Origin of the sequence: Streptomyces sp. NPDC091376, assembly GCF_044757085.1 — a bacterium.
GTDB classification, from domain to species: Bacteria; Actinomycetota; Actinomycetes; order Streptomycetales; family Streptomycetaceae; genus Streptomyces; species Streptomyces pratisoli.
In genome coordinates this window covers 221,994-238,693 of record NZ_JBIVUF010000008.1, presented here as the reverse complement: position 1 = coordinate 238,693, position 16,700 = coordinate 221,994, and the positions used below count along the sequence as shown (strand labels likewise).

The window sequence follows — 16,700 nt, the reverse complement described above, 5'->3', positions numbered from 1 at the left end:
TGAGCACGCGAAGGGGGAGGACCACGATGCCGTTCATGCTCCGCGTCGCCGCGCTGCCCGTCGAGGCCGTGCGCGCACTGCGCTGCCCGGACAGCCGCCGCTGGGCGCAGGAGGTGCTCGACGAGGACGAGCGGCTGCGCGCCGCCGGCGAGCACATCGGCGATCTGCTGCACGCCCTGATCGGACGCAACGACGACGAGGCGTCCCGGCGTACGCTGCTGTCGCTGCGTCGCGAAGTGTTCAACAACCGGCTGCCCGGCGATGCGGACACCGCGCTCACGCGGGTCGCCGCGCTGGACACGGCCGCCGCCGAGGCAGTGGAGCAGTGGCTCACCGACCGGCGCGCACTGGTCGTGCTCCGCGAACGGGGCGCCGCGCTGCTCGCGGCCGAGACCGCCCGCAGCCGGGCCGCCCTTGGCCGGCTGGCCGGGGAGGAGCGGCTGCGCAAGGGCCTGCTGCTGGCGTCCCCGACGCTGGAGGCACAACTCGACGCCTACGTACGGGACGTGACCGGGCGGCCGGAGCACGCGCCTTCCAAGAAGCAGCGGAAGATCGAGCGTTCCCTGCTCTCGTACGTGTACCGGACGGCCTGCAAGACGAGCCCGTTCAGCACGTTCACCGGTGTGGTGCCCGGCGGGTTCGCGCGGCCCGACGGCGGTACCGGAAGGGACGCCGGCGGTCTGGAGGTGCGGATCGACGAGTCGTGGACGAGCCACACCAGGCTGAACGTCACCGCGCTCGACCGTCTCGCCGAGGCCGTGGTCGCCGATCCGGGCCGGCGGGCCGACCTGCCGGTGGCGCTCGCTCCCGGATGGGGCCGCGACGACGACCGGGTGCGCTACGTACGCCGCTGGGTCACGGCGGGCGACGACGACACGGCCGTCACCTTCGACGCGGTCAAGGACCGGCTGTTCTTCCTGCGCCGCAGTGGCACCCTGGAGCGGTTGATCGCGCTCTTCGAAGAGCGCGGCACCCTGCGCTACGGAGAGCTGTGCGACTGGCTGGCGGCCGACCGCGGCGCCTCCGACGGTGAGGCCGAGCAGTACCTGCGGGCGCTGCTGGACCTCGGCATGGTCCAGGTGCCCGCGCTGCGCACCGGTGTCCATGACGTCGATCCGCTGCGCGCCTTCCAGAGCGCGCTGCGCACGACGGGCAGCGCGTGGGGCGGTGAGCTGGCCGAGCGGCTCGACGGACCGCTGGCCTGCGTGGACGGCTTCCCCGACGCGGACCCGGCCGACAGGCGCGTGCTGCTCACCCGGCTGCGGGACGAGCTGCACGCCGTACAGGAGGACCTGGGCGCCGAGCGCGGCAGGGTCCCGCGGACCGTGCTGTACGAGGACGCCGCCGCCGGCCGGGGCTGCACGCTGGACCTGGACGTGTGGACCCGATCGGCGGCCCGCCCGCTCGCCGCCGTGGAGCGCATCCTGCCCGCGTTCGACCTGACCCTGCCTCAGCGGATCACGTTCAAGGGCTTCTTCGTCGCGCGCTACGGCGCCGGCGGGCGCTGTGACGACCTGCTGAGGCTGGTGCACGACTTCCACGAGGACTTCTTCGACCAGTACATCTCCTTCACGGCCCGGCGCACGACGTTCGACACCGCCGGGGAGTACGTACCGGAGGAGAACTGGCTGGGCCTGCCCCAGCTCAAGTCGCTCGACGCCGCCCGCCAGACCTTCGTGTCCGGGATGCGCGAGCGGTGGATGGCGGGGCACGACGGTGAGGAACTCGTCCTCGACGACGACTTCCTCACCGAGGTGGCGCACGAACTGGCCGCGGTGTCGGAGCCGTTCGCGCCGATGAGCCACCACGTACAGCTCGCCGCCGGACCGGGCGGCGACCCGCTGGTCGTGCTCAACCGCTCGTACGGCGGGGTGTCGTTCCCGTTCAGCCGGTTCGCGCACTGCTTCGACGGGCTGGAGGAGCGGCTGCTGCGCCGGGCCGCCGACCTCACCCCGGACGGTGCCGTGCTCGCGGAGGTCACCGGCGGGCCGGTCACCAGCAATCTCAACCTGCACGGGCGGCTCACCGAGTACGAGATCGTCTGCCCGGGCGAAACGGCCACCCTGGATGCGGAGTTCAGTCTGCAGTTGGACGATCTGTACATCGTCCACGACGAAGAGGCGGACCGGATCGTGCTGCGGTCCGAGCGCCTGGGCCGCCAGGTGATCCCGGTCTATCTGGGCTATCTGGTGCCGCTCGCGCTGCCCGAACTCCCCCGCACCCTCCTGCTGATGTCGCCGACGTCGATGGCGCCGGTGAACGTGTGGGGCGGCGTCCCGGAAGGCGAGCCCACGCACGGTGTCACGCGCAGGCCGCGGGTGCGCCACGCCGGTGTCGTGCTGAGCCGGCGCAGCTGGAGCGCGCCCGCGAGCGCACTGCCGCTGCACAGGCCCGGTGTGTCGCAGGAGGACTGGTTCGTCGGCTGGCACGCGTTCCGGCGTGCGCACCGGCTGCCGGACCGCGTCTTCGCGACGGTCTCCGACAGCGGGGCCCGCGGCGCCACCGGCGCGAAACCGCAGTACCTGGACTTCGACAGCCCGCTGTCGCTGACGGCGTTCGAGGGGCTCCTGAGAACCGACGAGGCCCGTGTGGTCCTCCGCGAGATGCTGCCCGACGAGGGCGCCCTGCACGTGACTTCCGCACGCGGCCGCCATGTCGCCGAACTGGCCGTGGAGACCGCCGTCCCGACCCGACGGGAGAGCCGATGACGACCACCGCCACCACCACGACCGGCGCCGGGGCCTGGCAGGCCACCCACGTCTTCTACGCCGCCAACCCGCGCCCGATGCTGCTGCAGTGCGTGCGCCCGCTCGTCGAGCAGCTCGACTCCGAGGGACTGATCGCGGGCTACTTCTTCATCAACTACTGGCTGGAGGGCCCCCACGTCCGGCTGAGGCTGAAGCCGTCCTCGCCCGCAGCCGAGGCCGAGGTGCGACGTCGCACGGAGGAGGCGGTCGACGCCTTCCTCGCCCGGCGCCCCGCTCTCTACGAGGTCGACTCCGGATTCCTCAACGAGTTCTACAACACCCTCTTCGAGATCGAGTTCCCCGGCGCCGAGCGCGGCAACTACACGGACGAGCAGGGCCGGATGCGGCTGCGTCCCAACAACTCCCGCAGCGCCGAACCGTACGAACCGGAGTACGGCAAGTACGGCGGCCCGGCCGGAATCGAACTCGCCGAGTGGCACTTCCGCCACTCCAGCGATCTCGTGATCGACGCCTTCCGCACCAAGAACCTCCACCTGCGCACGGTTCTGCTCGGCACCTCCGCACAGCTGATGATGGTGATGTCCGGTGCCTTCCTCCCCGCCGTCGAGGAGCTCGCCGACTACCTGGACTCGTACTACACGTTCTGGCACCGGGCCTTCCCCGGCACCGGGTTCATCGGCAGCGAGGAGTACGACCGCGACTACGCCGCCATGGCCCCCCGCCTGGCCGCGCACTTCGCCCGGATCCGCGCCGCCGTCGGCGACGGCGAGCCGGGCAGACTGCCCGCCTTCCTGGCCGGCTGGGCCGAGCACTGCGCCGAACTGCGCGACCGTGCCGCGAAGTTGGCCGCCGACGGCGACCTCGTCTTCCGCTCCTGGACCGGCGACCGGGACGAGCACGTCACCGACCCCGGTCTGGCGCTGCCCCGGCTGCTCTCCCCGTACATGCACATGACCAACAACCGGCTGCATGTGACCATCAGGGACGAGGCGTACCTGGCCCATGTGCTGGGCCGCGCGCTGCGTGAGCCGGTCGCGCCGACGGGGACACTCGAACCGCGTTCCGGAGCACGGCCGTGAGCGCCGTGACCGTTCCGGCGCACCATCGCCCCGAGCTCGGCGCCGGCGTCCGGATCAGCGAGCCGCTGCTGCACGGCCCCGACGTCGTCCACCTGATCAAGAACACCGACAGCGGGCAGGCGTACAAGGTCGGGACGAAGGAACACTTCCTGATCTCCCGCATGGACGGCACCCGCAGCATCCAGGAGATCGGGGCCGAGTACGCGGCCCACTTCGGACGGCGGCTCGCCGATGCCAACTGGCGGCCGATCCTGGCCTCGCTCGGCGCCCGCGGACTGCTCAAGGGCGCGCCGGCGCCATCCGTCCCGTCACAGCCACCGCCCCCACCGGCGCGGGGCCTGCTGCGCGGCACCATCCGTCTGGTCGCCGACGCGGACGCGACGACGGCCGCGCTGCACCGGGTGGTGCGCCCACTGCTGTCGCCGTGGGCGCTCGCGCCGCTGCTCGCGCTGACCGCCGTCATGGAAGTCCTCCTCCTGCTCCGCCTGCCCGAACTGATGGCCGCGACAAGCGAGTTGTTCACCGAACCCGCACTGCTGACGGCCGTGGCCACGCTGCTGTGGCTGAGTACCGCGCTGCACGAGCTGGCCCACGGTGTGGTCGCGCGCCACCACGGCGGACAGGTGGCTGAAATCGGGCTGCGGTGGCGGCTGCCTGTCGTGATGATGTACTGCACGGTGGACGACTTCCTCCATCTACCGGGCCGCCGGGCCCGGATCGCCACCGCCGCTGCCGGGGCCGTCATGAACCTGCTGTTCCTGCTGCCGTTCTTCACGGTGTGGTCGCTCGCCCCGCTGGATGCCGCCACGGACGGGGCGCTCGCCGCGCTGCTGCTCCTCGGCAGCGTCCAGGCGTTCACCATGCTGCTCCCGCTGCCACCGCTCGACGGCTACAAGATGGCCTCACAACTGCTCGGCGCCACCGGACTGGCAGCCTCCACCGCTACCTTTCTCCGGCTCGTCGTGCGGCGCGATCCGGCAGCGGCCGGCTATCCGTCGCACGCCCGCCGGGCCTACGCCACCTACGCACTGCTCGCCGTCGTCACGCTGGGCGCCCTTGCCGCGGCGCTCGCGCTCCTCGTCCACCGCCTGCTGACCACCGCACCCTGAAACGCCCCGCACCGAAGGAGAGTTCCATGTCCCCCGCCTCCGGCCCCACGGACGGCCCGGCCGTCGCCCTCGACGACGTACACAAGCACTACGGCAGCACCCGGGCCGTCGACGGTGTGTCCCTGACCGTGGAGCGCGGGGAGTTCTTCGGCCTCCTCGGCCCCAACGGCGCGGGCAAGACCACCCTCGTGGAGATCATGGAGGGCCAGCGGCGGCCCGACGCCGGCACGGTCACCGTCCTCGGCCACCACCCCTGGCCCCGCAACCCCGGGCTCCTGCCGCTGATAGGCGTCCAGACCCAGTCGTCCGCCTTCTTCGTACGGCTCACCGCCGCAGAGCACCTGCACACCATGGCCGCCCTCTACCGCACGGACCGCGCCGCCGCCGAACGCGCCCTGGCCATGGTGGGCCTGACCGAGCAGGGCGAGGTCCGGGTGGACGACCTCTCCGGAGGCCAGCGCCAGCGCCTCGCCATCGCGTCCGCCCTCGTCCACGAACCGGAGCTGATCTTCCTGGACGAGCCGACCGCCGCGCTGGACCCGCAGGCGCGCAGGGCCTTGTGGCAGGTCCTGCGCGACCTCAAGGGCAAAGGCCGCACCATCATCTACACCACGCACCACCTCGACGAGGCCGAGGCGCTGTGCGACCGGGTCGCCATCCTCGTCGACGGGCGGATCGCCGCCCTGGACAGCCCCAGCCGGCTGATCGCCCAGGGCAGTCCCACCACCCGCCTGGTCGTGCCGGCCGAGCGGCTGACCCTGGAAGCGGCCCGCGCCCTCCAGGGCGTCGACCGGGCCACGCGGGACGGCGACACGATCGTCCTGGAGACCCTCGACGCCGGCCACGTACTCGCCGCCCTGGAACCCGTCGCGGGGCTGCAGGGCGTGCAGACCCGCACCGCGAACCTCGAGGACGTCTACCTCGCCCTCACGGGTGCCGCCCGACCGCAGGCACAGCCGTAGCCCCTGAGCCCCGGCCTTCACACTCGCCCTCGCCCCCGTCCCCGCCCCGCCATCGTCCTCGACACACGGAGACTTGCGACCATGAGCGCCTACGCCGCGCTGACCCAGGCCGGATACCGGGCCTACACGCGCGACAGGACCACCCTCTTCTTCACCTTCGCCTTCCCCCTGCTCTTCCTCGTCGTCTTCGGCCTGATCTTCCACGGCCAGAACGTCGAGGAGAGCGGCAGGCCCTACATCTCCTACATCGCTCCCGGAGTGCTGTCCTGGGGCGTCGGCAACGCCGCGGTCTTCGGCGTCGCCTTCGTCCTCATGCAGTGGCGGCGCGACGACATCCTGCGCCTGATCCGGATGACACCGACGCCCGTGTCGGCGGTCGTCGCCTCCCGCTACGTCCTCGCCCTCGTCATCGGCGCCGTGCAGAGCGCGCTGTTCGTCGCCGTCGCGATGCTGCCCTTCTTCGGGCTCAGCGTCGCCGGCAGCTGGCCGTGGGCGCTGCCGGTCCTCGTGCTCGGCATCACGGCCTTCCTCATGATGGGCGTGATCGTCGGCTCCTTCACGAAGACGCCGGAAGCCGTAGCGGCCGTAGCGAACTGCCTGATGATCCCGATGGCGTTCCTGTCGGGCTCGTTCTTTCCGCTGGACATGATGCCGGGCTGGATGCAGGCCCTGTCCCGGGCCCTGCCGCTGCGCTACCTGAACGACGGCATCTCGGCCGCCCTCACCGGCGGCCCGACGCGCGACATCGCCGTCGCCTGCGCCGTACTCGCCGGCTTCGCCCTCGTCCTCGGGGCGATCGCGATGAAGACGTTCCGCTGGAGCGACAAGTCATGACGACCGCCGTGGCCCCGCCGGCCGGCCGCGCCGACGCTCCCTTCGAACGCGCCCGCACCCGGCTCCAGGCCGAACTCGCCGCACGGCATGAGGCGTTCGCCGACGAAGCCGTGCCCGTGCCCGTGCCGCGGGTCGTCCCGCTGGGCGCTGCCGACGTCCTCGGCTTCGGTCACCCGGACCCGTACTCCGCCGTGCGGTCCGCGGCCGATGTCCATCTGACCTCCCGCGCGGTGCTCATCGGCCCGTGGGGCGGCGACCGTCCCGCAGGCGACGACGGGGCCCGGGACGGCGGCGCGGCGTGCGGCCAGTGCCTGGCCATGCGATGGCAGCGGCTGCGCAGCCGCTCGGAGCGCGAGGCGCTGGAGCTCGGCGGAGAACCGCACGGCGCCGACCGGTGGCCGCTGCTCACGCCGTACGCCGTCGACGCCGTCTGGGCCCTCTACCGGGCCGTGTTCACCGGCCGGCCCACCCCGCCGGCCGACGCCGCGGCCGACCGGGCGATGCCGCAGGTCACCCGCGTCGACCTCGTCACCCTGGCCACCGCGACCTTCCCGCTGCTGCCGGAGCCGCTGTGCCCCTCGTGCGTACGACCGGTCCATGAGAGCGCCGACGCGGCGCGCCTGCGGCTCGTCCCCTCGCCCAAGCCGGCCCCCGACAGCTACCGGTTGCGGCCCATCGGCTCGTACGACCTGCCGCAGGCGGCGCTGGCCAACCCGGTGTGCGGGGCACTGGGCTCCGGCACCTGGACCAACCCGGCGTCCACCACCACCGCGCCGGTCGCCGGCACCGCCTTCGTGCGCGGTTACGCCGGCCTCAACGACGTCACGTTCAGCGGCCAGGCCAACAGCTACGCCACCAGCCGTACCCTGGCCCATCTGGAGGGCCTGGAGCGCTACGCCGGCACGCACCGCCGCCGCGGCACGAGTCCGGTCACCGCCTCCTACGACGCCCTCGTGGCGGACGGCGTGCCCGTGCTCGACCCGGCCGGGTGCGGTTTCTACTCCCCCGAGACCTATGCGAGCGACCCGCTGGTCAGCCCCTTCGACCCGGCCCGGGAGATCCCGTGGGTGTGGGGCCACTCGCTGCGCGACGACCGGCCGCTGCTGGTCCCGGCGCGGATCGCGCACTACAGCGCCGGGGTGCGGGCGGACAACTTCGTCTTCGAGTGCTCCAACGGATGTGCGACCGGGGGCAGTCCGTCGGAGGCGGTGCTCTTCGCCCTGCTCGAACTGGTCGAGCGGGACGCGTTCCTGCTGGCCTGGTACGGCCGGGCGCGGCTGACCGAGATCGATCTGGACAGCTGCGGCACGGCGGTGCGCGCCATGGTCGACCGGGCCGCGCTGCACGGCTACGACGTCCATGCCTACGACACCCGCATGGACCTGGCCGTACCGGTGGTCACCGCGCTCGCGGCCCGCCGTGACGGCGGCCCGGGCACGCTGTCCTTCAGCGCCGCGGCCGGCTTCGGTCCGCGCGAGACCGTCGAGTCGGCGCTGTCGGAGGTCCTCACGTACCTCCCGCATCTTCCCTACCAGGTCGCGGAGCGTCATGCCGAGCTGCGGGCGATGGCGCGCGACTACACGAAGGTGCGGCATCTCAAGGACCATGCCCAGCTCTTCGGACTCCCCGAAATGGCCGAGCACGCGAGCGAGTTCCTCGATCCGACCGATGTCCTGCCGCTCGACGAGGTGTTCGGCGACTGGGCGCAGCTGCGGCCGAGGACCGACGACCTGCTGGACGACCTGGGTTTCCTGCGCGACCGGCTGGTGGCCGCCGGGTACGACGTCATCGCCGTCGACCAGACGACGCCGGAGCAGCGGGGCATGGGGCTGCACACGGTCAGCATGACCGTGCCCGGCATCCTGCCGCTGGACTTCGGCTGGGCGCGGCAGCGGGCCCTGCGCATGCCGCGGCTGCGCACCGCGCTGCGCGACGCCGGCCGGCGCGCCGATGTCCTGCCGGGGTCGGCGGTCAAGGCGGTACCGCATCCGTTCCCGTGAACCGGCGCGGCGCCGGCACGGCCGGCGCCGCATGCGGAACATCCCCCTGTGCGACGGGGACGCACAAGGGGATGCGGTCCGGGCGGGCCCGGACTTCCTGGCGGATCAGACCTGCGGCAGGCCCGGATCGGACCTGCGGCGGGCCGGCATCAGGCCCGGATCAGGCTGGGACCAGCCCGGATCAGGTACGGATCAGGCGCTGCAGGAGGTGGTGCTGGTGGTGCTGGAGCAGGTGGACGTCGAGGAGCACGACGTCGAACCGGCCAGGACGACCTCGGCGGCGTCGGAGTAGTCCGAGATCTCGAAGGTCTCCGACTCCAGCTCCAGGATCTCGTCGGCCAGGGTGGCGAGTTCGGGCTTCGGGGCCATGGGCTTCTCCTTCGGGTTCCGGGACCCGCCGGCCGTTTCCGGCGAAGCTCCCTCGGCCCCATTGGAGCCGTACGCCCTCTCACATCACCGCGGCTTCCGCTGTCACCTCGCTGACACCCGCTGTCAGTGAAGCGCCGAAGGTCTGCCGCACCGGCCCCGCACGCTGGCAGGAGACACCGTCCGTGCCCCACCGCAGTCACAGGAAGAGGCTCGAACTCCGATGACGGCGACCGACGTACCACCCGGCGTGCTGCGTTCCGCGCTGGAGCTCTATCTCGACCTGCACGCCCATCCCGAGCTGTCCGGCGCCGAGGTGCGCACCGCGGCCGCGCTCGCCGAGCGGCTGCGGCGTGACGGCTGCACCGTGACCGGGGACGTCGGCGGCCACGGTGTGGTGGGCGTCCTGTCCAACGGATTCGGCCCGACGGTCATGGTGCGCACCGAACTCGACGCGCTTCCCGTGCACGAGCGCACCGGTCTCGCCTACGCGAGCCGAACGCCCGGGACCATGCACGCCTGCGGACACGACCTCCACACGGCGTCGGCCGCCGGCGCCCTCGCGCTGCTCGCCGGGGTCCGTGACAGCTGGAGCGGCACCGTCCTGGTGGTCGGCCAGCCCGCGGAGGAGGACCTCACCGGCGCCGCCGCGATGCTCGCGGACGGCCTGTACGAGCGCTTCGGCACACCGGACGCGGTGCTCGCCCAGCACTGCGCTCCGCTCCCGGCGGGCACGGTGGCCCACGGGCACGGGCCGCTGATGGCCGGCAGCGTCACGCTGGACGTGGTGATCCACGGCACCGGAGGCCACGCCGGTGCCCCGCAGTCGGCCGTCGACCCGGTGGTGACCGCCGCGGCCGCGGTGCTGCGGCTGCAGACCGTGGTGTCGAGGGAGACCGCGCCGGCCGAGCAGGTCGTCCTGACCGTCGGCTCCCTCCATGCGGGCGACCGGGCCAACGTCATCCCCGACGAGGCGCGCATGTCGCTGTCCGTCCGGGCGTTCACGGACGCCGCGCTCGGCCGGGTCGTGGCGGCGGCGGAACGTGTCGTACGGGCCGAGTGCGCCGCGTCCGACTGCCCCAGGGCGCCGGAGTTCACCGTCACTTCGCGGTCGGCACCGCTGGTGCAGCACGCGGCGACCGCACGGCTCGTCCGCCGGGCCCACGAGGACGCCTTCGGCGCGCACCGTGTGACGGGCTGGCCAGGGTCGACCGCCACGGAGGACTTCGGGCACTTCGCCGTGGACGGCGTGCCGATCGCGTACTGGATGCTGGGGGCCGCCGGCGCCCGGCAGTGGCGCGCGGCGAGAGAGGGTACCGCGCCCCTGCCGGCCAACCACTCGCCCGAGTTCGCGCCCGACGTCAGAAACGCCCTCCCGGCCGGCATCACCGCCATGGCCGCTGCCGCACTGCGCGTACTGCACGCACGCCCCGAGTGACGCGAAGGGAACCAACGACATGATGACGACCGGCCCGGCGGAGTACGTGGACGTCGTCGCGGTCCGCGACGACCGGTCCGCCCCGGCGGGAGAGACGACGGTGATCCGGCTGCTGGGACTGCTTCCGGGCCACTGGTCCTGCATTCCCGACGTCGCTCCCGACCGCATCCGTCTGCGGATCGGGTTGGACTCGGCGACCAACCGTACGGCGGTGAGCAGCGCCGTCAGCCGGGTCCTGGCCGACTCGGCGCTGCGCGGCTGGTCCCGCGACCAGGCCTGACCGGGCCTGACCGGACCGGCGCGACAGGCTCAACGGCTCGACCGGCCACGGGTCTCGACGAGCACCGGGGCTCGACGGGCCCGGCCGCTCAAGGAGTTCAGGGGTTCAGGGGTTCAGACCCAGCCTCGTTCGCGGGCGAGCAGCGCCGCGTGGGCCCTGTTGGCCGCGTCGAGTTTCTGCATGATGTCGGCGACGTGGCGCCGGTAGGTGCGTACGGAGACTCCGAGGTCCCGCGCGCCGGTCTCGTCCTTGCCGACCGAGCACATCGACAGCAGTACCCGCCGTTCGGTGCCGGTCAGTCCCTGCTCCCCGGCGTCGGGGCGGGTCTCGGCGCCCGTCACGGTGGGGAGTTCGTCGGCCTGGCTCCAGATCTTCTCGAACAGGGCGATGATGTTCGAGACGAGGCCGGTGCTGCGGGCGAGGAGCGCGCCGCGGGACGTGTTCTGCGGGTCGAGCGGCACGAGAGCGGTGCGGCCGTCGTAGACGAGGATGCGCTCCGAGATGTTCTCGGCCACCTTGATGACCGCTCCCTCGGCGGCGAGTTCGCGCAGATAGTCCGCCGTGGGCGCGTGGTCGAGCGCCGCGCGGAGAACCACGTTGCGTATCCGTATGCCCCGTCGCAGGCATCTCAGGTCCAGAGGCCGTGATCGTTCTATGTTCTCGGCCGACAGCCTGGTGTAGGGCTCGACGGAGAGGATCTCGTCGCGGGCGAAGAAGGCGAGGTCCTCGATCCGGTTGCGTATCTCCTCCAGACCGTGGAGCTGTTCGATGCCCTGCGGCGCCATCCAGGCCCCCTGCTCGGAGCGAAGGCTCTGGACGATGTGCCGGGACTGGGTGACCCGCTGCACCTCCTGCAGGAGCGCGTGGAGCCGGGCGTCGGTGAGCCTGGCGACGGCGACCTCGGGGTCGGCGGGGGTGATACGGCCCCCGGCTCCGGTGGGGTGGATCAGCCCGAGGTGGCGCAGCCTCTCCAGGCAGTGCTCGGCATCGCGCCCCGCGTCGTCGCCGCGCTTGCGGAGCTCATCGATCGCGGTGTCGGGATTGCGCAGGAAGTGCCGGTAGAGCTCTTCCTCCGCCGCGGAGACGCCGAATATGGACATCTCGTTCTCACGCAACGCGCCCTCAGTGTGTGAGTTCGGGTCGACCGGGATGGCGGGTGGCCTCCGGCGTGCTGATAAGAGGGAAGGTTAACCGCATACCAGGCTGGGAGTTGGATGTGGTGCGGGCGAGAACGCCGACTTGCCGGATCATGAAGACCAGGTTCAGGCAGACCGGCGGCCCGCGCTGCGCGTCCGCGACGGGGACCACCTCTCGCCGCGATGTGGTGGAACCGAGCCGGGACACCGAAGCCGGCGAGCCGGCGTAGCTCGCCGTGGGACGCGCATTCAGGTCGCCGGGCGCCCTCGCCCGCGACGCCGCACCCGCCCGGATTCGCCGCGAACGCCCGGGCCGGCCCCCGCGCCGCCGGCGCCGCCGGCCTGATCGAGGGCGTTCACGTGGCCGGCGAGCTTGCACAACGTCGCGCGGAACGTCTCGCGCGCGTCCTCGGACAGGACTTCGAGCAGTTGCCGCTCGGCAAGGCTCACCCGCTCGTGCAGCCGACGCCGGCGCTCCACTCCGTGCTCGGTGGCGACGACGTGCCGGTTCCTGCGATCCGCGGGATCGGGCCTGCGCTCCACCAGGCCCTCCCTCTCCAGGTCGTCCAGCAGGTAGGTCATGACCGTCCGGTCGACGCCGAGGCGTTCGGCGAGGGCCCGCTGACTGCCGGCCCCGCCCTGCACGGCGGCCGAGAGGACGAAGTAGCCGCGGGGTCCGCCGGGGATGTCTCCGACGGCCGCTTCGACCGCCTTAGCGTAGGCACGGAAGACCATTCCGATGGCGATTCCGAAGTCGTCCTCCAGCCGGGCGCTGCCCGGCTCCGGTGCACCGTTCGCACGCTGTGTCGTCACGATGGACACGGTAGTTCACCGTCGAGTTTCCATACGCTCTGCCTGACAGATGATTCACCGCGCACGCGGCCCTTTCGCCAGTCACGCACGGGCCCGGCCCACCGCAGCCTCCAGCGACGCGGGACCGGCGGCCACCCTCACGCACGAGAAGTCATTGAATCTTTGAAAGAAGATCGACATCAACAGCTCACCACTCCTCATTGTTCACGGGAGCCAATTCCAATGGTGAGGCGACCATCACATGAACCAAATCATTGACGTACTTCAATCATCTGCTAGCTTTGCCTTACTGCGAAGCCCGGAAAGCCCAAAGGCGGGCGTCAGAAGGAGACAGAGACATGAACAAGCTGATGCGACGCATAGCCGTGACCACGATCTCGGCGGCCCTGGCCGGCACCACCGTCGTGGGCACCACCGGCTCCGCGTCCGCGGCCCCCCGCGCCACCGCACAGGAGCAGCGGGACGTCAGCACCGTTGTCGCCGACCGGCACGGCGAGCGTCACGACCAGGACGGTCGTTGGCGCTGGGGCCCTGAGCGCTGGGACCGCGACCCTGCCGGCTTCTGGTACCAGCACGGCAACGACCGCCACCATTACCGGTACGACGGGCACCGCTACTTCCGCTGGATCGACGGCACGTGGATCGACTTCGTGCCGACCGGCCACCGTCACGGTGACGTCGACTGGCACGTCGACCAGGTCCTCGACAGCGAGAAGCACCACACGCCCAAGGGCTGAACCAGAGCTCGTCCGACACGGCCGACCACCGCGCGGATGTCGCGTCGAGGCCCTGCCTCCACGCGCCACCGACGCACGCCCGATGCACATCCCGGAGTACACGATGTTCACCACCACGCTCTTCATGGCCATCAACCACCTGCAGTCCCCGGCGAAGTCCGCCGGAACCGGCCGCCACCGCGGTCGGCGTGCCGACGAACCCTTCCTGGCCTCCCTCCACCTCCACGGCCACGGCCACGGCAGGCACCGGCGCATGCTGATGTCCGACCTGCACGAGAGCGCCGCAGGCAGCTGACCGGCGGACAACGGACGGAGCGCCGGGCCGTCGACGACGCCCGGCGCGCCGCGCGGGCCATCGCGGCACACAGTGCGCGGCAAGCCGACCGACCGAGCACGGAATCCGAACTCACCGGCCGCGGCCGGTGAGTTCGTCGCTGTCACAACGCGATCGGCTCCACCCAGACGATCTTGCCGTCGTCCGTGTAGCGGGTCCCCCACCGTTCGGAGCACCGCGCGACGAGGAGCAGCCCGCGACCACCCTCGTCGGTGGTACGGGCGTGCCGCAGCCGCGGGGACGTACTGCTGCCGTCGGACACCTCGCAGGTCAGGACGTCGTTGCGGACGAGCCGGAGCGTCACGGGCGGCTTACCGTGCCGGATGGCATTGGTGATGAGTTCACTGACGATGAGTTCCGTGGCGAACGCCGTGTCGCTCATGTCCCACGAAGCGAGCTGCCCGGTGACGAGCGACCGGGCCTCGGAGACGACGGCCGGATCGCTCGGCAGGTCCCAGGACGCCACGTGGTTCGGGCCGAGCGCGTGGGTGCGGGCGACCAGCACGGCGGCGTCGTCATGAGGCCGGGCGGGGACGAGTGTCTCGGTCACCACTCTGCACATCTCCTGAACGGAGCCGGAAGGCTGGGAAAGCAGGGCGGCCAGTCGCTGCCGGACCGGACCGCCCGGCCCTTGATCCAGGCCCCGCTTCCCGTCCTGGTCCTGGTGCTCGTCCTGGTCCTGGTCCTGGTGCTCGTCCTGTTGGAGGAGCCCTGGCGTGTAGAGCATGAGCGTCGAGTTCTCGGGCAGTTCGAAGTCCACCCTGCCGAACGGCGCGCCAGGGCAGCACAGTCCCCCGCCGACCGGCCGGTCCATGGTCCTCACCGTGCCGTCCGGGTGCACGACCACGGGCCAGGGATGACCGGCGCTGGAGACCGAGCAGCGCCGGGACACGGGGTCGTAGATCAGATAGAGACAGGTGGCACCGCACTCCGGGCCCTGGGCGGACGTTGCGCCGTCCGGTGCCGTCCGTGGCCCGCCGTTGCTCCCTCGGTTGTTCGGCGTGACCGGCCTGCGCACCACGTCGTCGAGCCGGGCGAGCAGTTCATCCGGTTCCAGGTCCAGGTCCGACAGCGTGTGCACAGCGGCGCGGAGGCGTCCCGCCGCGGCCGCCGGCTGGATGCCTCGGCCCGGCACGCGGCCGGCCGCGAGGGCCACGCGAGCGCCGGACAGCGGCAGGGCGTCGACCCAGTCGCCGCCGGACCCCGCGTGCACGTACGTGTGCGCGACGTCCATCGCCCGGTGCGAGGGAAGTCCGCCCGGACGCAGGACATGCTGCAGCGTCACCAGGGAGTTGTGCTCGCGCAGATGGCGACGGGCGTTGTCCAGGCAGGCGGCCGTGCGTCGGGCGAGCCCCGTGGCCAGGGTCAGATCGTCGGGCCCGAACCGCCTGCGCTCCCCCCAGCGGCAGAACGTGGCGAGTCCGAGGCAACGGTCCTGGGCGACCAGTGGCGCGACGATCAGCGAATGGACCTCTTCTCCCTCGGGGGTCCACAGGCCCAGCAACGCCCGCTGCCCTTCGGGGCCCAGCGGGTCGACCAGGCGCGGTGCGAGGTCGGCGAGCGCCTCGACGGTGGACGCCGGTGGGACGCCGCCGGCGGCGTCGCTGCCGGTGCCCGGGGCCTCGTCGCTCCGGATCCGGGTGGCGGCCCGGCGCAGCTGGGCGCCGGGCCGTACGGAGCCGCGGTCGACTTCCTCGCCCGCGAGCACCGCCTGCAGGACGTCGACCGCGATGCTGTCGGCCAGTACCGGCACCGAGACCTCCGCCAGCCCCCGGGCGGTGTCCAGCGCGTCGAGCGTCGACCCGATCCGGTCGCTGGCCTCGGCCAGTACGGTCAGCCGCTCCTGGGCCAGATAGCGGGCGGTGACGTCGACGGTGGCGTCCGCTATGCCCAGGATCCGGCCCTCGCCGTCCTCCAGACGGAAGATGGCGGTCGAGTAGACGTGCTCGTGCCGGGGATCGCCGGGCGGTCGCATGTGCTTCTCCACACCGATGGCCGGCTGCCCCGTGGCGAGCACCTCCTCCATCACCCGCTCCACCGTCTCCGCGGCGAAGCCCGGCCACACCTCGGTGGGTCGTCTGCCCGCGGCCTCCTCGACCGAGGTGCCCTGCATGCCTTCGGCCGCTGCGTTGAAGCGGATGAGCCGCAGCTGCGGGTCGAGGACGTACAGGCCCGTGGGAGAGAGCGTGAACAGCGTCTCGAGAACGGCACGCTCGAGCTCGTCCGGCCCGTGCGGTCGCGGGGACTCGGCGGCCGTGATCACCACGTCCCAGCCCGTGTCCGCCTCACCTGGCCGCTCGGGGCGGACGGTCAGCCGGCACCTCAGCAGGGTGCCGTCGCGGCGCCGCAGCACGACCTCGGCCTCGTTGCCCGCGGCGGCCGGCGAGTCCTTGGCGGGGGCCGTCACGGCCAGCAGGTCGGCTGCCGAACGCCCCAGCACCGCTTGGCCCTGGTGACCGAGGAGGGCCTCGGCCTCGGGGCTCCAGCCGATCAACATGCCCTGCCGGTCGACCACGACATGGGCCGGGTGCCCCGCCCCGGGCTCGCCGGGCGGACCGCTCCGGCCGGTGACATGGCATGCGCGCATGGTGATCAACCCTCACTCGCCCAGGGGCATCGCACGCATCCCAGTGTCCTCCACGCCGGCCGTCGTCGACATCGGAGCGGCTCTGCCGCACCACTGCTGCAGCCTGCGGTCAGGACAAGGGCCGAAGGGCGAAGTTGTGGTGGAACACGTCGTCAGGATCCCGTGCCGTCCTCGGGTCCCGCACCCGATGATCCGTGGTCCCGGAGTTCACAGGCGGCAGTCCAACTCTCGCCCCTCTCGGCCCCCTTGCGAGTCCGGCGATCCCGCCACCCCATGCCGACGCGAGACAATCAGTCCAACTCAACTATTTTCATAGC

At 72.0% G+C, this 16,700-nt stretch carries 14 protein-coding genes; 10 read left to right on the top strand and 4 right to left on the bottom strand.

Annotated elements, in window-relative coordinates:
* The first annotated feature begins 26 nt into the window (after positions 1 to 26).
* From ACIQMR_RS19685 to ACIQMR_RS19660, 6 genes are all read left to right on the top strand, one after another.
* Positions 27 to 2,708 carry a lantibiotic dehydratase gene (locus tag ACIQMR_RS19685; RefSeq protein ID WP_401388509.1) on the top strand — a complete coding sequence of 894 codons (2,682 nt, stop codon included), beginning with the start codon at positions 27 to 29 and terminating at the stop codon, positions 2,706 to 2,708.
* Positions 2,705 to 3,787 carry a lantibiotic dehydratase C-terminal domain-containing protein gene (locus tag ACIQMR_RS19680; protein ID WP_401388506.1) on the top strand — a complete coding sequence of 361 codons (1,083 nt, stop codon included), beginning with the start codon at positions 2,705 to 2,707 and terminating at the stop codon, positions 3,785 to 3,787. Before ACIQMR_RS19685 ends, ACIQMR_RS19680 begins: the two co-directional genes overlap by 4 nt.
* Positions 3,784 to 4,896, top strand: a complete 1,113-nt coding sequence (locus ACIQMR_RS19675) for a peptidase M50 (RefSeq protein WP_401388504.1) — start codon at positions 3,784 to 3,786, stop codon at positions 4,894 to 4,896. The genes ACIQMR_RS19680 and ACIQMR_RS19675 overlap by 4 nt, the downstream gene beginning before the upstream one ends.
* 26 nt (positions 4,897 to 4,922) lie before the next feature.
* A complete protein-coding gene (locus ACIQMR_RS19670) occupies positions 4,923 to 5,858 on the top strand; it encodes an ABC transporter ATP-binding protein (protein ID WP_401388501.1) in 936 nt (311 codons plus the stop codon).
* A gap of 81 nt (positions 5,859 to 5,939) precedes the next feature.
* Positions 5,940 to 6,692, top strand: a complete 753-nt coding sequence (locus tag ACIQMR_RS19665; RefSeq protein WP_401388498.1) for an ABC transporter permease — start codon at positions 5,940 to 5,942, stop codon at positions 6,690 to 6,692.
* Entirely contained in the window at positions 6,689 to 8,692 is a 2,004-nt protein-coding gene (locus tag ACIQMR_RS19660; RefSeq protein WP_401388495.1) for a TOMM precursor leader peptide-binding protein, read from the top strand. The genes ACIQMR_RS19665 and ACIQMR_RS19660 overlap by 4 nt, the downstream gene beginning before the upstream one ends.
* 192 nt (positions 8,693 to 8,884) lie before the next feature.
* Here the strand turns inward: ACIQMR_RS19660 and ACIQMR_RS19655 are convergent, their stop codons facing one another.
* Positions 8,885 to 9,061 (bottom strand): thiazolylpeptide-type bacteriocin, encoded by a 177-nt coding sequence (locus tag ACIQMR_RS19655; protein WP_266376638.1) that lies wholly within the window; start codon positions 9,059 to 9,061, stop codon positions 8,885 to 8,887.
* Between the two features lie 220 nt (positions 9,062 to 9,281).
* Here ACIQMR_RS19655 and ACIQMR_RS19650 point away from each other — a divergent pair, with 220 nt between their 5' ends.
* A complete protein-coding gene (locus tag ACIQMR_RS19650) occupies positions 9,282 to 10,496 on the top strand; it encodes an amidohydrolase (RefSeq protein WP_401388492.1) in 1,215 nt (404 codons plus the stop codon).
* A gap of 22 nt (positions 10,497 to 10,518) precedes the next feature.
* Entirely contained in the window at positions 10,519 to 10,776 is a 258-nt protein-coding gene (locus tag ACIQMR_RS19645) for a hypothetical protein (protein ID WP_401388889.1), read from the top strand.
* Positions 10,777 to 10,889: 113 nt separating this feature from the next.
* On the opposite strand, the gene ACIQMR_RS19640 is transcribed toward ACIQMR_RS19645, so the two are convergent.
* Positions 10,890 to 11,876 carry a LuxR C-terminal-related transcriptional regulator gene (locus tag ACIQMR_RS19640; protein ID WP_401388490.1) on the bottom strand — a complete coding sequence of 329 codons (987 nt, stop codon included), beginning with the start codon at positions 11,874 to 11,876 and terminating at the stop codon, positions 10,890 to 10,892.
* Between the two features lie 285 nt (positions 11,877 to 12,161).
* On the bottom strand, positions 12,162 to 12,725 hold the full coding sequence (locus ACIQMR_RS19635; protein ID WP_401388487.1) for a MarR family winged helix-turn-helix transcriptional regulator: 564 nt from the start codon (positions 12,723 to 12,725) through the stop codon (positions 12,162 to 12,164).
* A 338-nt stretch (positions 12,726 to 13,063) separates the two neighbouring features.
* Here ACIQMR_RS19635 and ACIQMR_RS19630 point away from each other — a divergent pair, with 338 nt between their 5' ends.
* A complete protein-coding gene (locus ACIQMR_RS19630; protein WP_401388484.1) occupies positions 13,064 to 13,462 on the top strand; it encodes a hypothetical protein in 399 nt (132 codons plus the stop codon).
* An 82-nt stretch (positions 13,463 to 13,544) separates the two neighbouring features.
* Entirely contained in the window at positions 13,545 to 13,757 is a 213-nt protein-coding gene (locus tag ACIQMR_RS19625; protein WP_401388481.1) for a hypothetical protein, read from the top strand.
* A gap of 142 nt (positions 13,758 to 13,899) precedes the next feature.
* Here ACIQMR_RS19625 and ACIQMR_RS19620 read toward each other — a convergent pair whose 3' ends face one another.
* Positions 13,900 to 16,383, bottom strand: a complete 2,484-nt coding sequence (locus tag ACIQMR_RS19620) for a SpoIIE family protein phosphatase (protein WP_401388478.1) — start codon at positions 16,381 to 16,383, stop codon at positions 13,900 to 13,902.
* Between the last annotated feature and the right edge of the window lie 317 nt (positions 16,384 to 16,700).

Excerpts from the sequence above, each read along its gene's own strand:
- ACIQMR_RS19645 (WP_401388889.1), top strand. The coding sequence starts at position 10,519 with ATGACGACCGGCCCGGCGGAGTACGTGGACGTCGTCGCGGTCCGCGAC.
- ACIQMR_RS19670 (WP_401388501.1), top strand. The coding sequence starts at position 4,923 with ATGTCCCCCGCCTCCGGCCCCACGGACGGCCCGGCCGTCGCCCTCGAC.
- ACIQMR_RS19685 (WP_401388509.1), top strand. The coding sequence starts at position 27 with ATGCCGTTCATGCTCCGCGTCGCCGCGCTGCCCGTCGAGGCCGTGCGC.
- ACIQMR_RS19625 (WP_401388481.1), top strand. The coding sequence starts at position 13,545 with ATGCACATCCCGGAGTACACGATGTTCACCACCACGCTCTTCATGGCC.
- ACIQMR_RS19620 (WP_401388478.1), bottom strand. The coding sequence starts at position 16,383 with ATGCGCGCATGCCATGTCACCGGCCGGAGCGGTCCGCCCGGCGAGCCC.
- ACIQMR_RS19660 (WP_401388495.1), top strand. The coding sequence starts at position 6,689 with ATGACGACCGCCGTGGCCCCGCCGGCCGGCCGCGCCGACGCTCCCTTC.
- ACIQMR_RS19665 (WP_401388498.1), top strand. The coding sequence starts at position 5,940 with ATGAGCGCCTACGCCGCGCTGACCCAGGCCGGATACCGGGCCTACACG.
- ACIQMR_RS19640 (WP_401388490.1), bottom strand. The coding sequence starts at position 11,876 with ATGTCCATATTCGGCGTCTCCGCGGCGGAGGAAGAGCTCTACCGGCAC.
- ACIQMR_RS19650 (WP_401388492.1), top strand. The coding sequence starts at position 9,282 with ATGACGGCGACCGACGTACCACCCGGCGTGCTGCGTTCCGCGCTGGAG.
- ACIQMR_RS19655 (WP_266376638.1), bottom strand. The coding sequence starts at position 9,061 with ATGGCCCCGAAGCCCGAACTCGCCACCCTGGCCGACGAGATCCTGGAG.
- ACIQMR_RS19680 (WP_401388506.1), top strand. The coding sequence starts at position 2,705 with ATGACGACCACCGCCACCACCACGACCGGCGCCGGGGCCTGGCAGGCC.
- ACIQMR_RS19630 (WP_401388484.1), top strand. The coding sequence starts at position 13,064 with ATGAACAAGCTGATGCGACGCATAGCCGTGACCACGATCTCGGCGGCC.